Below are 19581 nucleotides of genomic sequence, written 5' to 3'. Positions count from 1 at the left end.
CACCCTCGCGGGGCGGCTGCCTGCCGCCCCCGCCCCCTCAGTTACCCTCCTCAGTTTCCTTCATACACGAGGAAATGCAGCCGGTCATAGAACAGGCTGTAGGCATAGTCGAACGTGCCCACGCTGCGAAAACCCTTGTGCAGATACACTTGCAGCGCTTCGCTCTTTTCCCACACCGTCAGGGTGATGCGCGCACAGCCCTTGCGGCTGGCCAGGTCGCGGATTTCATGGAACATTTGCCGGAACAAGCCCTGGCCCCGGTATTTCTCGTCGATGGCCAGGCTGCTGACGAAACAGTCGTCGGCGCGCGCATGCGCGAGCACGAAGGCGTCATACGCATCGTCGAGCGCCTTCATGTCATCGCGGTAATATGACTCGGCGCCGCAGGCCTGGAACTCGGCCATCGTCGCGGCCGTGAAAAAGCCGATGAAACGGTCGTCCTCGTCATGCAGGCCGTGGATGTGCGCCAGGTAGGGGTCGATGTTCTGCCGCCGCTGCAATTCGACGAACTGCAGATTCAATTTATTACCGAACGAACAGTATTCCAGGTAGCTGGTGGCAAACAGCAATTTGGCCATGCGGTTCTTTTCCTCGTCGCCCAGCAGTTCGCCCGCCACCAGCTTGAGCGGCGCATGCGACAGCAAGCCCGCCTGCGCCTCGTCGCCCGGCGGGACGGCATCGCCGGGGGCCGGCATGCGGCTGCCGTGGCGGCCCACGGTGGGGCGCCAGAAATTGCCGGCGGCAATATGCTGCGAACGGTGGGCCAGCAGGTAGCGGCAAAAGACGTCATTCACGCGGTCCAGCTGCGGGTCGTCCGACAGCACGGAGTAATAGTGAAAATGGTCGATATCCGCCCGCAGCTGGGCCGCATACGCCATGCGCGGCACTTCCTCGATGTCGAACACGTCGACGATATTGGGCAAGATCAAAGGATCGTCGAGCTGCCAGCCGATGTCGTCCAGCCGCGCCACGCAGCGCGCATACGCGCGCCGCTCCTCGTCGCTCAAGGGGATGTGCATGCCGGTAATGATATCGTCCAGCAGCCGCATGCCGCGGATGCCGCCCGCCACCGCTTCGCGCACGCCGTCGTACAGCACGCAATAGCGCTGGTAGAACTCGGCATGGCTGAGCACGGTCACGCCCAGGTTTTTCTTCCATTCGGCATAGAACTGGCCGAACAGCTGCGCCTCGAATTGCGGGCAGGAACGGGGAATCTGCGCATCGATGCCCGCATACGCGAGATTCACATTGCGCTGGATCACGCGCAGCGCGGCGTCGTTCTTCTTGGCGATCAGCATGCCCGTTTCATCGAGAAACAGATTCATCCAGCTGACATGCCGGCGCTCTTCGCTGTCATCAGCGTTGCGCTGGAAATAATCGGGCACTTCCGGCTTCATCAGGAAAATCGTCGCCGGATTGTGCGGGATCGTATCGACATCCATGTACATGCCGCCGTATTCGCACATGATGAGGATGCGGAAATAATCGGACAGGGTGGCGAAGTAGCGCTGCGTATGCAGGGTGTCGAGGATGTCGAAGCGGGCCGGCGCGAAATCGAGCGCCAGCGCGCGCAGCGAGTTGATGTGCAGGGTCGTGCCGCCGATGGCGTAGCGGCCTATCGTGTAGCGCCCGGCGCCGCCCGTGGGGCTGAAGCGCTCGTCATTGCGCAGCTGCTGCGCATCCCACACCCACAGGATGGAGACATACGGCGCGCCGCCGTTAATCCGCACTTCTTCCAGCGCCGCGCCCCACTGCCCGATCGCCTCGGCAGCGATGGCCGGCAGCGGCCCGCCCATCCAGATGCGGTGCAGGTAGCGCTCGTCGTCGCCGAGCGCGCGCGTGGGGATGCAGCTGAGCGAAGAACAGCTTGCCGCATTGAAATGCGTAAAATTGCCGGCGACGAAGCTGCGCAGGGCGGCGATGCCCGCCTGGTGCTCCGCAGCCAATTGTTCCAGATCAATGCCGGGGGGCCGGATATCGGCCAGAGTGATGTAATCGAGTTTCAGCCGGTGGATGCGGAACTCATATTCCAGGTTGAAAATCTTTGCTTGATCGTGTTTCGAGGCCAGGTCATCTATTTTCATGGGCGCACCATTTTCCGCAGGAGAGTGTCAATAAACGTCGCAGGAGGTAAAACAAGGTCGGGAACACGCGCATCGTTGCGCCATCAGTGCCGGGCCAGCCGCACCCCGCTTTCCCGGCGCCCCGCCATGCCCCGCGTAAACAACAGCAGGCAGGCCGTGATGACCACGATGACGGGAATATTCAGCAGCGCATACGTTTCCAGCGCATAGCCGAAGCGCTGGCACAGCACGTTGTACAACTGCAGCCAGGCGGACAGATAAATGCAGTACAGCAAGCTCATGGCAGCCGTCGTCAAGGTCATCGATTCCTTGCTGGCCGTGATCGCGCTGCGTATCAGGGCGCCGTTGAACAGGCCGAAGCCGATGGAATAGACAAACATGCAGGCGGCAAACACGTCGACGTGATGGCGGCCCAGGCCCGCACCAAGCATGCCGGCGGCCGCGATCAGCCCGCCCAGGCGCAGCAGATGGACGAGCGGAAAATCCTGCCGCAGGCGCTGGATGGCGATGCTGCTGATCACGAAGCCCGACAGAATCACGCATTGCAGCGCGATATACGTGGCGTAGGACGCGCCCATTTCCTGCAGCACGAAGATGGGCGAGAAGCCGATCCAGGCCGTCAGGGGCACGGTGGCCAGCCCGGCCGTGAACATGCCGAACATGAAGCGCCCGTTGCTGAAAATGGCGGCATAGCTGCGCACGATGGCGGCAAGGTCCAGGCGCGGCCGCGCCGGCGCCGTGCGCGGCATGGTCTTGAACAGGCCCAGCAGGGACAGCAGCGCCAGCAGGCCCGAGAGGAAAAACACATAGCGCCAGTCCAACTGGCTGATGATGGCGCTGCCGAGGATGGGGCCGGCCAGGGGCGCGAGGATGGTGGTGCTCGACAGAATGCTGCTGAGCTTGACGGCCGCCATGTCGTCGAACAGTTCATGGATCATGGCATAGCCGACGAAGATGAAGCAGCAGCCCATGCCCTGGATGAAGCGCACGGCGAGAAATTGCTCGATGGAAGTGGCAAACGGTACGGCCAAGGTCGCCAGCAGGAACAAGGTATTGCCGGTGAGCACAAGCTTGCGCTTGCCGATGGTATCGGCCAAAGGCCCCAGGAATATCTGCAGCGAGCTGCCGCCCAGCAAATACAGGCTCAGGGACAGGGGGACGAATTTTTCCTCCGCCTTGAATTCGTCGACGATGCCCAGCATCGCCGGCATGATCATGTCGTTCGACAGATAGATATTCAACTCAAAAACGAGAAAAAACGCAAAAAAACACAGCAACTGCCTGGACTTGATGGACATGGCGCGTTCCGTAACGTGGGTGGCTGCCGTCAGTGCATGCCGGCCGTCGGGGCATGGGACGGTAGACACGTCTCACACTGAAAACGTGTACCAATTGTATACCAGTTAGGGTTTTTGACGCCTGTTTTTGTGATTTTTAAATACCGCAGCAATACCACTTATGAAAATGCGCATGGTATGGCGGCAATGGCACCCGGGCTGAAAAGGGCGCGGCCCGCATGCCGGCGCGCGGCAGCGGGCATGCGGGGAAGGAAAGAGCGATGCGTACCAGTGCCCTGCCGCGCCGTTGCGGCGCGCGGCGCGGCGGCTCAGCGGCGGCGGTGGCCGGCGAAGAAATCGAGCAGCATCTTGCTGGCGTCGGGCTTGGCCTTGTCGTTGAACGGCAGGCTGGCGTCGCCGCCGCTCCACGCGTGCTCGAGGTGCTCGACCTGCGCCACGCGCAGCAGCACCTGCTTGCCCACCTGATAATCGTGCAGCGCATACGCATGGGCCGGATTGCGCCCGCCCGCCGCGCCGCCGGGCAGGCGCTGCGCCGTCACCAGCGTGTCGGCAGGCATGCGGTTGACGCGCACGCTCTGGCGCACCAGCTGCGTCTGGTTAATGGGCCGCACCACCTTGTCGGCCAGCCCCTGCAGCAGGATGGTGGGCAGGCGGGGAAACGCGGGCTGGCGCGCCAGCACTTCATCGATGGCAGCATCGGCGCGGGCGGCGGCGCCATGCTGCATCACGCCCAGCGCGCCGATCAGGTTATGCCCGGCGCCAAACACGGGCCCCGAATGCAGGCCCAGCGCGGCGAACAGATGGGGATGGTTCAGGGCCACGATATGCGCCATGCCGGCGCCGGCGGAAATGCCGCAGATATAGATGCGCGCGCGATCGATCGCATGGCGGGCCACCACCTGTTCGATGGCGCCGACGATCAGGCGCACGTCGCCGCCGCCCTCCTGCGTCAGCTTGTCGTACCACTTCCAGCAGCGGCGCGCATGCGAACGCAGCGATTGCTGCGGATACAGCACGGCATAGCCCTTGCGTTCGGCCAGGCGGTTCATGCGCGTGCCTTCGGCAAACTGCGTGGCGCTCTGCTCGCAGCCGTGCAGCATCACCAGCAGCGGCCGGCCCCGGCTGCGCATGGCGGCGCTGGGCGCCTTCTCGGGCAGGTACAGGAAATACGGCAGGCGCCGGCCCGGCAACTGCCCCAGCTCCGGCAGCGGCGCATAGTGGGCGGCCAGCCACTTGCCCGGCGGGGGCGCCGTTCGCTTGCGCACGCGCGGGGGCGACAGGGGCGTGGCAAACGGCGCCAGCGCGGGCACGGCGTCGCTGGCCGGCCTGGCGCGCGGCTTGGCGACGGTCTTGACCACGGGCTTGACCACGGGCTTGCTGCGTGGCTTGGCCCTGGGCTTGGCGGGAACGGGCCCGAACAGCACCTTGGCCAGCTTGGTCGCCGTGCGCTGCTGCGCCTTGCCTGCGCGCAATAGCCCGCGCAGCCATTTGGTGGCGGGCTTCACCATGGCTGGCAGCGCAGGTATCGTGGTGGAGCGGCCCGCAAGTTCATCCCCCTGCATCGTTGCATCATCAGCATGTGCGGCCTCCTCCGTAGAATGCATAGAGTACCGCAACTGGACCATGGCACCGTACGTTTGCGCACGGATAAAAGTGCCCCTGGCACCATTGAGGCAGATCAAATGCGACCCTGTGTGCATGCGTAATCTGGGTGTTCGATCAGCACTTCACGAGGAGAGAACACCATGAGCTACCTGGATCGCGACATCCTGGGCATGTACCGCAACCACGACGGCCCCGGGCCGGCCCTGATGGGCGCCGATACCCTGATCGGGGACGAAGTCTACAATCACAACGACGAGGAATTGGGCGATATCAAGGAAATCATGCTCGACATGCGCACGGGCCAGATCGCCTATGCCGTGCTGTCCTTCGGCGGCATCCTGGGCATGGGCGACAAATTGTTTGCCGTGCCCTGGGAACGCCTGACGCTGGACACCGTCAACAAGCGCTTCCTGCTGAACGTGGACAAAAGCCAGCTGAAAGACGCGCCCGGCTTCGACAAGAACAACTGGCCCGACATGGGCAGCGACGCCTGGAACCAGCAGATGGAAGCCTTCTATGGCAGCGGCACGCGCTACGGCAGCATGGCAGGCAGCCGCATGCCATCCGGCAGCGACCTGCGCGGCGGCGCCAGCCTGCAATCGGGCAGCGAAGGCAGCATGTCCGGCACCTCCATGAGCGGCAGCCGCGCCGGCACGGGCAGCCAGAGCGGCTCGCGCTCATCACTCAGCGACGATGAATAGGATAAACGAAGGTGGGATTAGCTACATTGCTGACCATCGTTAGCGTCACGGCGCCTCTAGGTTTATAGAGGTGCCATCACCGCTGCATGGATTCCCATACCTTCTGCAGCCGCTTGGCAGACACCGGCATCGGCGTGCGCAACTCCTGCGCAAACAGCGACACGCGCAGCTCTTCCAGCATCCAGCGGAAGTCGACCAGTTTCGGGTCCGTGTTCTTGCCGGCCTGGCGGTCCTTGGCCTGGCGCAAGTACGGCGCGGCCGCCGATTGCCATTCGGCCATCAACTTGGTGTCGCGGGCGGGGTCGGCGCGCAGTTTTTCCAGGCGCACATTGATCGCCTTCAGATAGCGGGGGAAATGCGCGAGTTGCGTGTACTCGTTTTCCGTCAGGAAACGTTTATGCACGAGGCCCTGCAGCTGCGACTGGATATCGCTGGCCGCCGCTGCGGGAATATTCTGCAGCCGCTTCGGCAAGCCGTGGAATTCCGTCAGCACTTGCGACAGCAAACGGGCGATTTCATTGACCAGCAAGACCAGGCGCGACTTGCCTTCCGCCTGGCGCTTGGCGAACGAGGCGGCGTCCAGCGGCAGCGGATCTTGCAAGCAGGCAATATCGAGCGCCTTGTTGATGATTTGCTCGCGCAGCTCTTCCTGCGAGCCCAGAGCCATGAATTGCATGCCCATCTGCTGTAAACCAGGAATGCTTTTCTCGACGTACTTGATCTGCTCCTTCATCTGCAGCGCAAATAAACGGCGCAAACCGACCTTGTGCGTACGGGCGGCCACGGTCGGGTCGTCAAACACTTCCAGATCGCAATGCGTGCCCTTGTCGACCAGGGCCGGGAAGCCGATCAGGGTCAGCTTGCCCTGCACGATTTCCAGCAGTTCCGGCAGCTCGCCGAAGGTCCAGGCCGTCAAACCCATGTGCTGCGAGACGGTGGCATTCGGCGATGCCACCGCGGCAGGGGCGGACGCGCCCTTGCCTGCTGCAACTGTAGCGCTCTGCGCCTGCAGCCGCGACGCCACTTGCGCGCCCGCCACCTTGGCACCGGGCGTGCCCGTGCCGGAGACGCCCGACACTTCGGCCAGTTTCTGGAAACTCTGGCGCGCCTGGCCGCCGAATTCCGCCTGCAGGGTGGCCAGGTTGCGGCCCATGTCCAGCTGGCGGCCATGCTCGTCGATCACCTTGAAATTCATGAAGTGATGGGCAGGCAAGGTTTCCGGCTTGAAATCCGTCGTCAGCACGTTGATGGTGATCTGCGCGCGGATGTCAGCGATGATGGCGTCGACCAGGTCGCCCCGACCGAACACGCCCGCCGCATGCACGCGCTCGCAGAATTTCGCTGCGTAATCGGGCAGCGGCACGCAGTGGCGGCGCAGCTTTTGCGGCAGCGATTTCAACAGCAGATGCACTTTTTCCTTCAGCATGCCCGGCACCAGCCATTCGCAACGCTCGCGCGGCAACTGGTTCAAGGCATACAGGGGCACGCTCAAGGTCACGCCATCGCGCACGCTGCCCGGCTCGAAGTGGTACGTGAGGCCCATTTCCAGGCCCGTCACGGACATGGTTTTCGGGAACAGATCCGTCGTCACGCCGGCCGCCTCGTGGCGCATCAGCTCTTCGCGGTTCAGGTACAGCAGCTTCAGATTCTCGCGCGTGGCTTCCTTGTGCCACTTCTCGAAACCGGCGCCATTGCACACGTCCGCCGGCAGCAATTTATCGTAGAAGGCGGCGATCAGTTCATCGTCGACCAGCACGTCCAGGCGGCGCGACTTGTGCTCAAGGTTTTCGATATCCTTGATCAGTTTATGGTTGTGCGCAAAGAACGGCGCGCGCGTGTCGAAGTCGCCGCCGACGAGGGCGTCGCGGATGAAAATCTCGCGCGCTTCCGGCAAGTTGAAATTGCCGTAATTGATGCGCCGCTGGCTGTACACCACCAGTCCATATAAAGTCGCCCGTTCGGACGCCGTCACTTGCGCCGAGCGTTTTTCCCAGCGCGGTTCGCCCCACGACTTCTTCAGCAGGTGCTCGCCCACTTTTTCCAGCCACTCGGGCTGGATCTGCGCCACGCAGCGCGCGTACAGCCGCGTCGTGTCGACCAGCTCGGCCGCCATGATCCACTTGCCCGGCTTTTTCAGCAGCGAAGAACCAGGCCAGATGTGGAACTTGATGCCGCGCGCGCCCAAATACCCCGCGCCCGGCTCGTCCTCGCCCTTGAAGCCGATATTGCCCAGCAAGCCAGTCAACAAGGCCATGTGCAGATTATCATAGGTGGCGGGCGCTTCGTTCAGGCGCCAGCCCTGTTCCTTGACGATGGTCAACAACTGCGAGTGCACGTCGCGCCATTCGCGCAAGCGCATCTGCGACAGGAAATTCGTGCGGCAATTGTCCTGCAACTGGCGGTTGGTTTTCTTGTGCTCGATGGCGGACTCGAACCAGCGCCAGATTTTCAGATAGCTCAAGAATTCCGACTTTTCATCGGCAAATTTCTTGTGCGCCTCATCGGCCGCCTGCTGGTGCTCCATCGGGCGGTCGCGCGGGTCTTGCACGGACAGGGCCGAAGCGACGATCAGCACTTCCGTCAGACACGCGTTATCGAGCGCGGCCAAAATCATGCGGCCCACGCGGGGGTCGAGCGGCAGCTTGGCCAGCTTGTTGCCCAGCGGCGTGAGTTTATTGACTTCATCGACGGCACCGAGTTCCTGCAGCAGTTGATAACCGTCGGCCACCGCGCGCGCCAGCGGCGGCTCGATGAAGGGGAAGGTTTCCACGTCCGTCAGGTGCAGCGACTTCATGCGCAGGATGACGGCCGCCAAGGAGGAGCGCAGGATTTCCGGCTCCGTGAATTTGGGGCGCAGCAGGTAATCCTGCTCTTCGTACAGGCGGATGCAGACGCCATCGGCCACGCGGCCGCAACGGCCGGCGCGCTGGTTGGCGGCCGACTGGGCGATCGGCTCGACCTGCAGCTGCTCCACCTTGTTGCGATAACTGTAGCGTTTCACGCGCGCCAGCCCCGCGTCGACCACGTAGCGGATGCCGGGCACGGTCAGCGAGGTTTCCGCCACGTTGGTGGCCAGCACGATGCGGCGCGCATTGCTGGTTTTAAACACGCGCTCCTGCTCTTCGGCCGACAGCCGGGCGAACAGGGGCAGGATTTCCACGTGCGGCGGATGGTGCTTGCGCAGCGCTTCGGCGCAGTCGCGGATTTCGCGCTCGCCCGGCAAGAACACCAGCACGTCGCCCGAGCCGATGCGGCACAGCTCTTCCACGCCATCGACGACGGCGTCCATCAGGTCGCGCTTTTCGCGCGCGGCAGCCGTTCTCTGGCCGGGCTTGTCCGCGTTCGCGGCACCCGGCATGGCCACCTGCTCGCGTTCCACGGGGCGGTAGCGCACTTCCACCTGGTACAAACGGCCCGACACTTCGATCACGGGCGCGGGCTTTTCCGGCGTGCCGAAATGGCGCGCGAAGCGCTCGGCATCGATGGTCGCCGAGGTGATGATGATCTTTAAATCCGGCCGGCGCGGCAGCAGCTGCTTCAGATAGCCGAGCAGGAAATCGATGTTCAGGCTGCGTTCGTGCGCTTCATCGATGATGATGGTGTCGTAATTTTTCAACAAGGGGTCGGTCTGCGTCTCGGCCAGCAAGATGCCGTCCGTCATCAGCTTGACGGACGCGCCCTTGGTCAGCGTGTCGGCAAAGCGCACCTTGAAGCCCACGGTTTCGCCCAGCGGCGTGCCCAGCTCCTGCGCGATGCGCTTGGCCGTCGAGGAAGCGGCGATACGGCGCGGCTGCGTGTGGCCGATCAGGCCCTTCTGCCCCCGTCCCAGTTCCAGGCAAATCTTCGGCAATTGGGTCGTCTTGCCGGAACCCGTCTCGCCCGAGACGATGATGACCTGGTTGTCCATCAGGGCCTTGGCGATTTCTTCGCGCCGGCCCGAGACGGGCAAGTCTTCCGGATAGGTAATCGGCGGCAGCGGATTGCGGAAAGCCTTTTCCGCTTCGCGCGCGGCGCGGGCCGCGTCACGGCTCTCGCGGCTGGCCTGGTCATTGCGCGGCGCCTGCCCCTCGCGCGGCGGACGCTGGGCGCGCTGCTGCTGTTGCTGCCGCTGTTGTACTTTCGGCTGCTCCGCGCGCGGCGATTGCGGCCTTTGCTGGCTCACGGGCGGGCGCTGGCGGCCTTGCGCAGGCGTGGCGGCAGGCATGGCAACATCCCCGCTGGCGGGCACATTTGCAACGGTGGAAGGAGGGGAAGACTTATTGCTGGCTGAAGACATTGTTTTTTACAGGTATTTTAAGCGCGCACATCGCGCAGCGAATTATAATGCGCTTAATGGAAAACCCTACCCAATTCGTCCAATGGCTGCGCTCCGTCGCGCCCTACATCCACGCCTTTCGCGGCAAGACCTTCGTGGTCGCCTTCCCCGGTGAACTCGTCAGCGCCGGGGCGCTGCAGGTGCTGGCCCATGATTTGTCCCTGCTGCATGCGCTGGACATCAATGTCACCGTCGTCTACGGCTCGCGGCCGCAGGTGGCGGAACAACTGGCGCTGCGTAACGTCGAAGGCCGCTTCCACAACGGCGTGCGCATCACGGATATCGCCGCGCTGGAATGCGCCAAGGAAGCGGCCGGCGAGCTGCGCCTCGATATCGAGGCCGCGTTCAGCCAGGGCTTGCCGAACACGCCCATGTCGCATGCGGCCATCCGTATCATTTCCGGCAACTTCATCACGGCGCGCCCGCTGGGCGTGATCGATGGCGTGGACCTGGAGCTGACGGGCATCACGCGCAAGGTCGACGCCGAAACCATCCACTCCATCCTCGGTTCGGACGGCCTGGTGCTGCTCTCGCCGCTGGGCTTCTCGCCGACGGGCGAAGCGTTTAATCTGACCATGGAAGACGTGGCGTGCAGCGCCGCCATCGCCCTGCACGCGGACAAGCTGATTTTCATTACCGAAACGCCGATGATGGAAGACGCCACGGGCGTGGAAATCCGCGAACTGTCGTCGCACCAGGCCGAAGCCGTGCTGATGGCCGGCTTCCTGCCCGACGCCACGGCGTTTTACCTGAAACATTGCGTCAAGGCATGCCACAACGGCGTCGAGCGCTCGCACATCGTACCGTTCTCGATGGACGGTTCGGCCCTGCTGGAATTGTTCACCCATGATGGCGTGGGCACCATGATCAGCCACGAAAACCTGGAAAGCCTGCGCCAGGCCACCATCGAGGACGTGGGCGGCATCATCAAACTGATCGAACCGCTGGAAGCGGACGGCACTTTGGTGAAGCGGGGCCGCGAGCTGATCGAACGCGAAATCGATTACTTCTCCGTCATCGAGCATGACGGCGTGATCTTCGGCTGTGCCGCCCTGTACCCGTTCCCGGCGCAAAAAATGGCGGAAATGGCCTGTTTGACCGTCAATCCGGAAGTGCAAGCCCAGGGCGACGGCGAACGCATCCTGAAACACATGGAAAACCGCGCGCGCGCCGCCGGCCTGAACAAACTGTTCGTGCTGACCACGCGCACCTCGCACTGGTTCAAGAAACGCGGCTTCGTGCCCGCCACCGTCGACGATTTGCCGAAGGACCGCCAGCATATGTATAACTGGCAGCGTAAATCGCAAGTCTTGATTAAAACCCTGTAACACGTGAAAAAGCCCGGCATGCCGGGCTTTTTCTTTGCGCAACATCAATATTTGATAATCAATTATTTGATGTTCAGCGGGGCAAACGATTTGACCAGGTCGTCGAGCGCCTTCAATTGCGCCAGGAACGGCTCCAGCTGGTCCAGCGGCAAGGCGCTGGGGCCGTCGCAGCGGGCGTTGTCGGGGTCAGGATGGGCTTCCAGGAACAGGCCGGCGATGCCGACGGCCAGGCCGGCGCGGGCCAAGTCCGCCACTTGCTGGCGGCGGCCGCCCGAAGCGGCGCCGCCGGGATCGCGCTGCTGCAGCGCATGCGTGACGTCGAAGATGATGGGCAAGTCGTCGCAGGTCTTCTTCATGACGCCAAAGCCCAGCATGTCGACTACCAGGTTGTCATAACCGAGGCAGGTGCCGCGGTCGCACAGGATCAACTGGTCGTTGCCCGCTTCCTTGAATTTCTCGACGATATTGGCCATCTGGCCAGGGCTCAAAAATTGCGGCTTCTTGATGTTGATCACTTTACCCGTTTTCGCCAGCGCCACGACGAGATCCGTCTGGCGCGCCAGGAAGGCGGGCAATTGCAGCACGTCGACCACTTCGGCCACCTGCTGAGCCTGCCATGGCTCATGCACGTCGGTAATCACGGGCACGCCGAACGCCGCCTTGACGTCCTGGAAGATGCGCATGCCTTCTTCCAGGCCCGGGCCGCGGTAGGAATGGATCGAGGAACGGTTGGCCTTGTCGAAACTGGCCTTGAACACATAGGAAATGCCCAGTTTTTGCGTGACGCGCACATATTCTTCGCAGGCGCGCATGGCGAGATCGCGCGATTCGAGCACGTTGATGCCGCCAAACAGCGCGAAGCTGCCTGTATTGCTGACATCGATGCCATGGACTTTCACTGAGGTCATAGGGATTCCATATTGGTTAATTATTACTACTTGCTTGGAAGAGGCGCAGCCAGCGGCTGGCGCGACAAGGCATCTTACTAGCTAGGGCGGCGCAGATCAAATTTGATCCAGCGCAAGGGCGCGGCAAACGGCGCGTGGCCAGGCCGCGACGGCCCCGCGAGGAGACACGCAAAGTACCTTATAATCACGCTTTATCTCTACACTGATTCAGGAGCACAGATGGCCCGCACGATCCACTGCATCAAACTCAACAAGGAAGCCGAAGGACTGGATTTCCCGCCGTACCCGGGCGAACTGGGCAAGAAGATTTACGAATCGGTGTCGAAAGAAGCGTGGGCCGCCTGGCTCAAGCACCAGACCATGCTGGTCAATGAAAACCGTTTGAACCTGGCCGACGCGCGCGCCCGCAAATACCTGGCCACGCAGATGGAAAAACATTTCTTCGGTGATGGCGCCGATGCGGCCATGGGCTACGTCCCCCCTACCGAGTAAGTTTTTCGCTTTGAATGCCCGTGGCCGCCGCGCCACGGGTAGCATTCCCCTCCCCGTTTCACGCCGCCTGATGCTGTTTCACGGCTGACCTTCCCCGTTTCGTCGCCCCCCGCTCGCCGCCCCTGCCGCCGGCTGGCACAGTACGTCCATCGACAACCTCATTCCAAGGCGGACACCATGTTGCAGCAAATCTTCAGCCACACTCCCCTGTATGTCTGGGCCATCCTGGGCTTCCTCGTGTACCGCGGCGTGCTCGCCAGCCGCGCGCGCGAAGTGACCTTGCGCAAGCTGTGCATCATTCCCCTGGTCATGCTGGCCCTGTCCCTGAGCGGCGTGCATGGCAGCTTCGGCTTGGCCGGCAGCGCGCCATTCGCCTGGGCAATCGGCGCCCTGGCCGGCGCGGCGCTGGCATGGTCGCTGGTCGATACGCGCAAGATAGTCGCCATTCCCGAACGGGCCAGCGTGCAGCGCCCCGGCAGCTGGGTGCCGTTGACCTTGATGATGAGCATCTTCTGCATGAAATATGCTGTCGCCGTGACCCTGGCCATCGCGCCGGCCTACGCCCATGCAATCGGCTTCAGCCTGCCCGTCTGCCTCGCCTATGGCTGCTTCAGCGGCATCTTCCTCGGTGGCTTGCTGCGTACCGTGGCCGTGTACCGGGCGGCGCAAATGACAAGCGGCCCGCAAGGGGCCGCCGTGTAGATCAGATGCAAACGCCGGCTATCGTCTTAGTAGGCCAGCGTACGCACGCCTTCCGGCATGCCCAGCAGGCAAACGTTGGCGCCGCGCACGGCGAACAGGCCGACGGCGATGACGCCGACGATCTGGTTGATCTGCTGCTCCAGCGCCACCGGGTCGGCAATCTGCAAGCCCACGACGTCGATGATTTCGCCGCCGTTGTCGGTAATAAACGCTTCGGTGCTGGCGGCCTTCAGGCGCAAGCGGGGCGTGCCGCCCAGCGCGGCCAGCCGGCGCGAGACGGCGGCGCGCGCCATCGGCACCACTTCCACCGGCAGCGGGAAGGCACCGAGGGTCTCGACCAGCTTGGAGCCGTCGGCGATGCAGACGAACTGTTTCGCTACGGAAGCAACAATCTTCTCGCGCGTCAATGCCGCGCCGCCGCCCTTGATCATGGCGCCGCTGGCCGTGATTTCATCGGCGCCGTCGATGTAGACGGCGATCGACTCGACGTCGTTGAGGTCGAAGACGGGAATCCCATGGCCTGCCAGGCGCGCGGCCGTCGCTTCGGACGACGCAACCGTGCCTTTGATGCGGTCCTTGATCTTGGCCAGTTCATCGATGAAAAAGTTGGCGGTGGAGCCGGTACCGACACCGATGATTTCACCATCGACTACATAGTCAATGGCGGCGCGGGCTACGGCTTGCTTCAATTCGTCTTGGGTCATGGCATTCAGGCTAAAGTGAGGAATGGCGCTATTTTAACGGATTGCCAGCCCGGCCAGCCGGCCATCATGACCGATGGGGCGACTCAATACAACAGGCAAACGGGAAAACCTTGCCCTAGGGCAATTGCGCACCCAATTACACTCTATGCCCTCTAAAATATGCGAAAATGGAACGATTGACCGATATGACGTTTCAGGAATAGCACATGAATCACAGTAAGCAGGTACTTGTTGTCGATGACAGCCGGGTTTCACGTTTGATGTCGCATCAGTTCATCCTCAGCAAACATGCCGACTGGCAAGTGATTGAGGCGGCGACGGGTGAGGAAGCCCTGGAAAAAGTCAAGACCGTTACCCCTGTGCTGATACTACTGGATGTCAACATGCCCGGCATGGGCGGCATCGCAGCGGCGGAACAATTGCGCGCGCTGTGCCCGCAGACGCACATCATTCTCGTCACGGCCAATGTGCAGAACGCAACCCGCAACCGCGCCAGCGAAATGAAAGTCGGCTTCATGGAAAAACCGATCACGGAAACGCGCATCCACCAGCTGATCGATTCCCTGGGACTGTGAGCATGGTCAATCTCTCCGAACTCGAAAACGATGCCTTGGTAGAGATATTCAACATCGGGGTGGGCCATGCGGCGGCGGCCATGAGCGAGATCGTGAATGAAGAAGTCACCATGTCGGTGCCGTCGATCACCTTCCTGAACCGTGCCGACGCGGCCGCCTTGCTGGGAAGCAAGAAGGATGGCGATCGCATCTGCGGCGTCAGCCAGCATTACGATGGCGCCTTCGCCACCGAAGCCATCCTGATGTTTCCCGAAGATAAGAGCCTGGAAATCGTGCGCCTGATGGTGGGCGACGCCATGCCGCTGCAGGAACTGACGGAGATGGAACAGGAAGCGATGAGCGAGATCGGCAACATCATCCTCAATTCCTGCGTCGGAACCCTGGCCAACCTGTTCGACAGCGAACTGCATGGTTCGCTGCCTCTGTACCACGTGGGCACCAGCGCGGAAATCCTGTCCTCGTTCGGCGGCCAGGATGACGAGGCCGTCGTGCTGATGCTGCATATCGACTTCGTGCTGTCCAAGCACCAGATCCATGGCTATGTGGCATTCGTGCTCGACCTGTCCGCCTTGCACGACCTGAAGCAGCAGGTCAGCCGCTACCTGGCCAAGGTTCTGGGACAGGCGTGACGATCATGCCGGATGCCTTACACCGACTTGCCCTGCTCGAGAGCATACTCGGCGCCGTGAACCTGGGCGCCATCGTGCTCGATGAGCAGCACCGCATCGTGCTGTGGAATAACTGGATGGCGCGCCACTCGGCCTGTCAGGCGAACGCCGTGCTGGGCCAGGATTTTTTCGCCGTCTTTCCGGAACTGCGGCACAAGCGCATCGATTCGGCCATCACCCAGGCCCTGCGCGACAATTTCCAGTCGCTGCTGTCGCAAACGCTGCACAAGGCGCCGTTTGCCCTGTACACGCATGGCGCGACCGCAGGTGGCAACGACGGCGAGGAACGCATGCAGCAGGCGATCGCCGTCACACCGATCAATTTACCCGCTTCGCCGCGCCACTGCCTGATCCAGATCAATGATGTCACCATCGCCGTGGGCCGCGAAAAGCTGCTGCGCGAACAGACCATGGTCTTGCGCTCGCAAACCTTTTCCGATGGCTTGACGGGCATCGCCAACCGCCGCCACTTCGACGTGGCCATCGAAAAGGAAATGCGGCGCGCCACGCGTACCAGCAGCCCGTTGTCGCTGCTGATGATCGACATCGACCACTTCAAGGATTACAACGACCACTACGGCCACCAGCAGGGCGACGATTGCCTGATCCGCGTGGCGGCCGAACTGGCCGCCATGCTGCAGCGCCCCACCGACCTGCTGGCGCGCTATGGCGGCGAAGAGTTTGCCGCCATCCTGCCCGACACGGAGGCCGAGCAAGCGCTGAGCATGGCCGAGGCGATCCGCCAGCGGGCGGCCGACTTGCGCATTCCGCATGCCAAGACGGGCAACGACGTCAAGCACGTCACGGTCAGCATCGGCATCGCCACGCAGCACCCGCAGCAGCCGCTGGCCATCTCCGCCCTGATCGGCGCCGCCGACCGCGCCCTGTACCTGGCCAAGGGTGCCGGGCGCAACCGCGTGATGGTGCAGCCGCTGTAAAAAAAAGCAACGCAGGGCAAAGGATTCCAGTAGACATCTTTACGGCGTGTGCGTAGACTCGTTACTGATTGCAGCAACAACAACAAGAATTTATCTGTGGTATCTATCCCTGCGCGGCCCGCCCATGCGGGGCACGGCCAGGAGCGCTTGTGAATCTCGACCCTCCCCTCAGATCCGGCTTGCCGGGTGCCGGCATGGATACGACCATGGTGAACGGCATGCGCCTGCTGCTGTCGAGCGCTACCTTGCTGACCCTGTTCATCGACCCCGAAAGCGCCGGCAAGCTGAGCAAGATCACCTGGCTGATCTTTTCCGCGTACACCCTGCACAGCCTGCTGCTCTACCTGCTGGCCCTGCTGGGTTTCAGCCTGCCGCAGGACATCCTGCTGTACTGGCTGGACGTGGCCTGGTATGCGCTGATCGTGTTTTCCACCAGCAGCCACAACAATTTATTCTTCCTGTTTTTTTTCTTTGCCATCCTGACCTCCTCGTTCCAGCGGGGCTTCGAGGAAGGTGCGCGCGTCACCCTGGCCTCGGCCGGCCTGTTCGCCGCCACCGCCCTGTTCGGCGAAACGGATGCGGAACTGTCGCGCCTGCTGCTGCGCACCACCTTCCTGCTGGCGCTCGGCTACATGATCGCCTACTGGGGCGGTTCGGCCATCACCCAGCGCAGCCACCTGGCGCTGCTGCGCGACGTCAGCCAGCTGTCCAATCCCCGTTTCGGCGTCGACCAGACCATCACCTCGGTGCTGGAAAAGACCCGCAGTTATTTCAATGGCCGCAGTTGCCTGCTGATCATGCAGGACAAGGGCTCGCGGGTCTGGTCGCTGCGCAGCGTGATTTATACGGGCACGGGCGTCGTGCATACCAGTTCGCTCCTCAGCGACGACGCGGCCAGCCCCCTGCTTGCTTTTCCGCTCGATAAAATCGCGCTGTACAACCAGCCCGCCGGCCGCTGGCTGCCGTGGACGGGCGGCGCGCGCATGCTCGATCCCGACAGCGGGCGCTGGCTGCGGCATGACGATGCGGCCGGCGCCCGCCTGGCCGAACTGCTCGAAGCGCATGCATTCATCAGCGCGCCGCTGCCCTTGCGCAATGGCAAGGGACGCATCTTTGTCGTGTCCGCCACGAGCATGAGCAAGACGGATGCCCTGTTTCTCAGCCATATCGGCGCGCAAGCGTTTCCCGTCATTGAAAATATCGACCTGCTCGACCGCCTGGCGTCGCAGGCGGCCTCGCGCGAGCGCGAAAAGATCGCGCGCGACCTGCATGACACGGCCATCCAGCCGTACATCGGCTTGCGCCACGGCCTGGCCGCCCTGCGCAACGAAGCCACGCCGGGCAACCCGCTGCTGCCCGAGCTGGAAAAGCTGATCCTCATGTCGGGCCAGGTGATCACCGACCTGCGCAGCTACGCGCGCACGTTCAAGAATGGCCAGGTGCAAAGCGAGCCGGAACTGCTGGTGGCGCTGCGCCGCCAGGCCACGCAAATCCGCGAGTTCTACGGCATCGACATCGCCCTGCATATCGAAGGCGACCTGCACATCAACGACCGCCTGGCGGCCGAGGTGTTCCAGATCGTCAACGAGGGCATGAGCAATATCCGCAAGCATACGTCGGCGCGCCATGGCGCCGTCAAGCTGACCTGCGTGCAGGGCGCGTTGCACATCAGCATAGACAACGAATGCGCGGCCGCGCACGTACCCGACTTCCTGCCCGACTCGCTGGCCGAGCGCGCCGCCGCCCTGGGCGGCACGGCCCGCGTCACGCATAGCATGTTGGGCAACACTTCCGTGCAAATCGAGATCCCCATATGAATGACAGTCGTGCCATGCCACCGCCCAGCCATACCATCAGCGTCATGCTGGTGGACGATCACAAGACCATGCTGTGGGGCCTGGAGCGGCTGATCGGCGGCGAACACTCGGGCATGCGCGTGGTCGCCACGGCGTCCGACAGCGCCGAGGCGCTGGAACTGGCGAAGGCGCTGCAACCGGATGTGATCGTGCTGGACCTGGACCTGGGGGGCATCAGCTCGCTGGCCATCCTGCCCGCGCTGGCGCAATGCGGCAGCACGCGCGTGCTGGTGCTGACGGCCAGCCACGACCAGGCCATCCTGGACCAGACGGTGCTCAAAGGCGCGCGCGGCATCGTCAGCAAGGATGCGCCGGCGGAAATGGTGCTCAAGGCCATCGAAAAGGTGTATCACGGCGAACTGTGGCTGGAGCACGCGATGCTGGGACGCATGCTGACGCAGCTGACCCAGCCGGGCGGCGGCTCGGCGCAAGCCATCGCCGTCGCCAGCCTGACCATCAAGGAACGCAAGATCATCGCCGCGCTGGTGCACGGCAGCGGCACGCCGGCCAAGCTGCTGGCGGACCAGCTGTTCATCTCCGAACATACCTTGCGCAATCACCTGACCTCGATCTACCGCAAGCTGGGCGTGTACAACCGCCTGGAGCTGTACGCCTACGCCACCAAGCACCAGCTGGGCCAATTGCCGCCCGGCGCCTGACACCACCGCAGCACCGCGCGGCGCCTGCCTCGCCGCGCGCCTCCCCCTCCCTGCAGCGACGCCAGCGGCCTCAATGGCCAGCCTGGGCACGCCCCCGCGCGTCCAGCTCGACCATGACAATTGTCACGAAAAAAACAAGCAGTTCCTCCTTGCAATAAAAGGATGTTCTTCTGATGTAGATCAATGTGCCGACTTCTATAGTGGATTTACCGGAGTGCAAATCACCGCGCGGCCCACCACGACACGGAGCACAGCATGCGCTTTGACAAGTTCCTTCCGACAGCCCTGATCACCTATTTGCAGGGCAAGGAAAAGGCTGCGTTCTACCGCTATGCCCTGGTGGCGGCCCTCATGGCGGTGGTCTGCATCATCGGACTGCTGGCACTGGGCGAGAGCCCATGACCCCGCCAGGTCAAAGCACCAGAAAGCAACACTGCAATGCCGTTTTACCCACCGCTGTACCTTAACCACCACCAGGAGTTGTCATGAACCTCATCAAAAACTTTATCCGCGAAGAAGATGGCGTCACCGCAATTGAGTATGGCCTGATCGCTGCCCTGATTGCCGTGGTGATCATCGCCGCCGTCACCATCGTCGGCACGCAGCTGAAAAAAACCTTCAGCACCATCGGCTCCAAGCTCACCACCGCCAATGCCTGACGCGGTGCTGTCCGGGCCGGCCCAGCGCCAGCCCGGACTACGCTGCCCCACATTCCCGGCACGCCCACCTTGACGAACGCATAGCGAGG

The 19581-nt window shown here is 62.8% G+C and carries 17 protein-coding genes; 11 read left to right on the top strand and 6 right to left on the bottom strand.

The window, feature by feature from the left end; all coding sequences use genetic code 11:
• Positions 1-50: 50 nt before the first annotated feature.
• The 3 genes from AC07X6_RS24500 to AC07X6_RS24490 all read right to left on the bottom strand — a co-directional run bounded on the left by AC07X6_RS24500 (position 51) and on the right by AC07X6_RS24490 (position 4944).
• Positions 51-2084: a GNAT family N-acetyltransferase gene (locus AC07X6_RS24500; RefSeq protein WP_494792670.1), complete on the bottom strand. Its 2034-nt coding sequence runs from the start codon at positions 2082-2084 to the stop codon at positions 51-53.
• Between the two features lie 83 nt (positions 2085-2167).
• Positions 2168-3382: an MFS transporter gene (locus tag AC07X6_RS24495; protein WP_494792669.1), complete on the bottom strand. Its 1215-nt coding sequence runs from the start codon at positions 3380-3382 to the stop codon at positions 2168-2170.
• A gap of 308 nt (positions 3383-3690) precedes the next feature.
• Positions 3691-4944 carry an extracellular catalytic domain type 1 short-chain-length polyhydroxyalkanoate depolymerase gene (locus AC07X6_RS24490; RefSeq protein WP_494792668.1) on the bottom strand — a complete coding sequence of 418 codons (1254 nt, stop codon included), beginning with the start codon at positions 4942-4944 and terminating at the stop codon, positions 3691-3693.
• A 183-nt stretch (positions 4945-5127) separates the two neighbouring features.
• On the opposite strand from AC07X6_RS24490, the gene AC07X6_RS24485 reads away from it, so the two are divergent.
• A complete protein-coding gene (locus tag AC07X6_RS24485) occupies positions 5128-5688 on the top strand; it encodes a PRC-barrel domain-containing protein (protein WP_230541192.1) in 561 nt (186 codons plus the stop codon).
• Positions 5689-5764: 76 nt separating this feature from the next.
• Here AC07X6_RS24485 and hrpA read toward each other — a convergent pair whose 3' ends face one another.
• Positions 5765-9964: an ATP-dependent RNA helicase HrpA gene (gene hrpA / locus AC07X6_RS24480; protein WP_494792667.1), complete on the bottom strand. Its 4200-nt coding sequence runs from the start codon at positions 9962-9964 to the stop codon at positions 5765-5767.
• Between the two features lie 56 nt (positions 9965-10020).
• Between hrpA and argA the strand changes: the two genes are divergently transcribed.
• On the top strand, positions 10021-11331 hold the full coding sequence (argA, locus tag AC07X6_RS24475; RefSeq protein WP_046685875.1) for an amino-acid N-acetyltransferase: 1311 nt from the start codon (positions 10021-10023) through the stop codon (positions 11329-11331).
• A 62-nt stretch (positions 11332-11393) separates the two neighbouring features.
• Here the strand turns inward: argA and kdsA are convergent, their stop codons facing one another.
• Complete coding sequence (gene kdsA, locus AC07X6_RS24470) at positions 11394-12239, bottom strand: 3-deoxy-8-phosphooctulonate synthase (protein ID WP_494792666.1); 846 nt, start codon at positions 12237-12239, stop codon at positions 11394-11396.
• A gap of 219 nt (positions 12240-12458) precedes the next feature.
• Between kdsA and AC07X6_RS24465 the strand changes: the two genes are divergently transcribed.
• Both AC07X6_RS24465 and AC07X6_RS24460 read left to right on the top strand, forming a co-directional pair.
• Entirely contained in the window at positions 12459-12731 is a 273-nt protein-coding gene (locus AC07X6_RS24465) for an oxidative damage protection protein (protein WP_034750797.1), read from the top strand.
• Between the two features lie 177 nt (positions 12732-12908).
• Entirely contained in the window at positions 12909-13433 is a 525-nt protein-coding gene (locus AC07X6_RS24460; RefSeq protein ID WP_230541194.1) for a DUF6622 family protein, read from the top strand.
• A 26-nt stretch (positions 13434-13459) separates the two neighbouring features.
• Here the strand turns inward: AC07X6_RS24460 and rpiA are convergent, their stop codons facing one another.
• Complete coding sequence (rpiA, locus tag AC07X6_RS24455) at positions 13460-14137, bottom strand: ribose-5-phosphate isomerase RpiA (RefSeq protein ID WP_494792665.1); 678 nt, start codon at positions 14135-14137, stop codon at positions 13460-13462.
• A gap of 206 nt (positions 14138-14343) precedes the next feature.
• On the opposite strand from rpiA, the gene AC07X6_RS24450 reads away from it, so the two are divergent.
• The 7 genes from AC07X6_RS24450 (at position 14344) to AC07X6_RS24420 (ending at position 19492) form a co-directional block, all read left to right on the top strand.
• Positions 14344-14712 carry a response regulator gene (locus AC07X6_RS24450; protein WP_230541196.1) on the top strand — a complete coding sequence of 123 codons (369 nt, stop codon included), beginning with the start codon at positions 14344-14346 and terminating at the stop codon, positions 14710-14712.
• Positions 14713-14714: 2 nt separating this feature from the next.
• Positions 14715-15341, top strand: coding sequence for a chemotaxis protein CheC (locus tag AC07X6_RS24445; RefSeq protein WP_230541197.1), 627 nt, complete (start codon positions 14715-14717; stop codon positions 15339-15341).
• 5 nt (positions 15342-15346) lie between these two features.
• Entirely contained in the window at positions 15347-16318 is a 972-nt protein-coding gene (locus AC07X6_RS24440; RefSeq protein WP_230541198.1) for a sensor domain-containing diguanylate cyclase, read from the top strand.
• Between the two features lie 149 nt (positions 16319-16467).
• On the top strand, positions 16468-18135 hold the full coding sequence (locus AC07X6_RS24435) for a sensor histidine kinase (RefSeq protein WP_230541199.1): 1668 nt from the start codon (positions 16468-16470) through the stop codon (positions 18133-18135).
• Positions 18132-18833: a response regulator gene (locus AC07X6_RS24430; protein ID WP_230541200.1), complete on the top strand. Its 702-nt coding sequence runs from the start codon at positions 18132-18134 to the stop codon at positions 18831-18833. Before AC07X6_RS24435 ends, AC07X6_RS24430 begins: the two co-directional genes overlap by 4 nt.
• A gap of 255 nt (positions 18834-19088) precedes the next feature.
• The gene (locus AC07X6_RS24425) at positions 19089-19235 is read left to right on the top strand and encodes a hypothetical protein (protein WP_158300249.1); all 147 of its coding nucleotides are present in this window, start codon (positions 19089-19091) and stop codon (positions 19233-19235) included.
• Between the two features lie 83 nt (positions 19236-19318).
• Positions 19319-19492, top strand: a complete 174-nt coding sequence (locus tag AC07X6_RS24420) for a Flp family type IVb pilin (protein WP_230541201.1) — start codon at positions 19319-19321, stop codon at positions 19490-19492.
• The last annotated feature ends 89 nt before the right edge of the window (positions 19493-19581 follow it).

The organism is Janthinobacterium sp. GW460-12-1-14-LB5 (assembly GCF_059423585.1).
The sequence above is the reverse complement of the archived record's forward strand: the minus strand, read 5'-3'. Positions and strand labels throughout refer to the sequence as shown.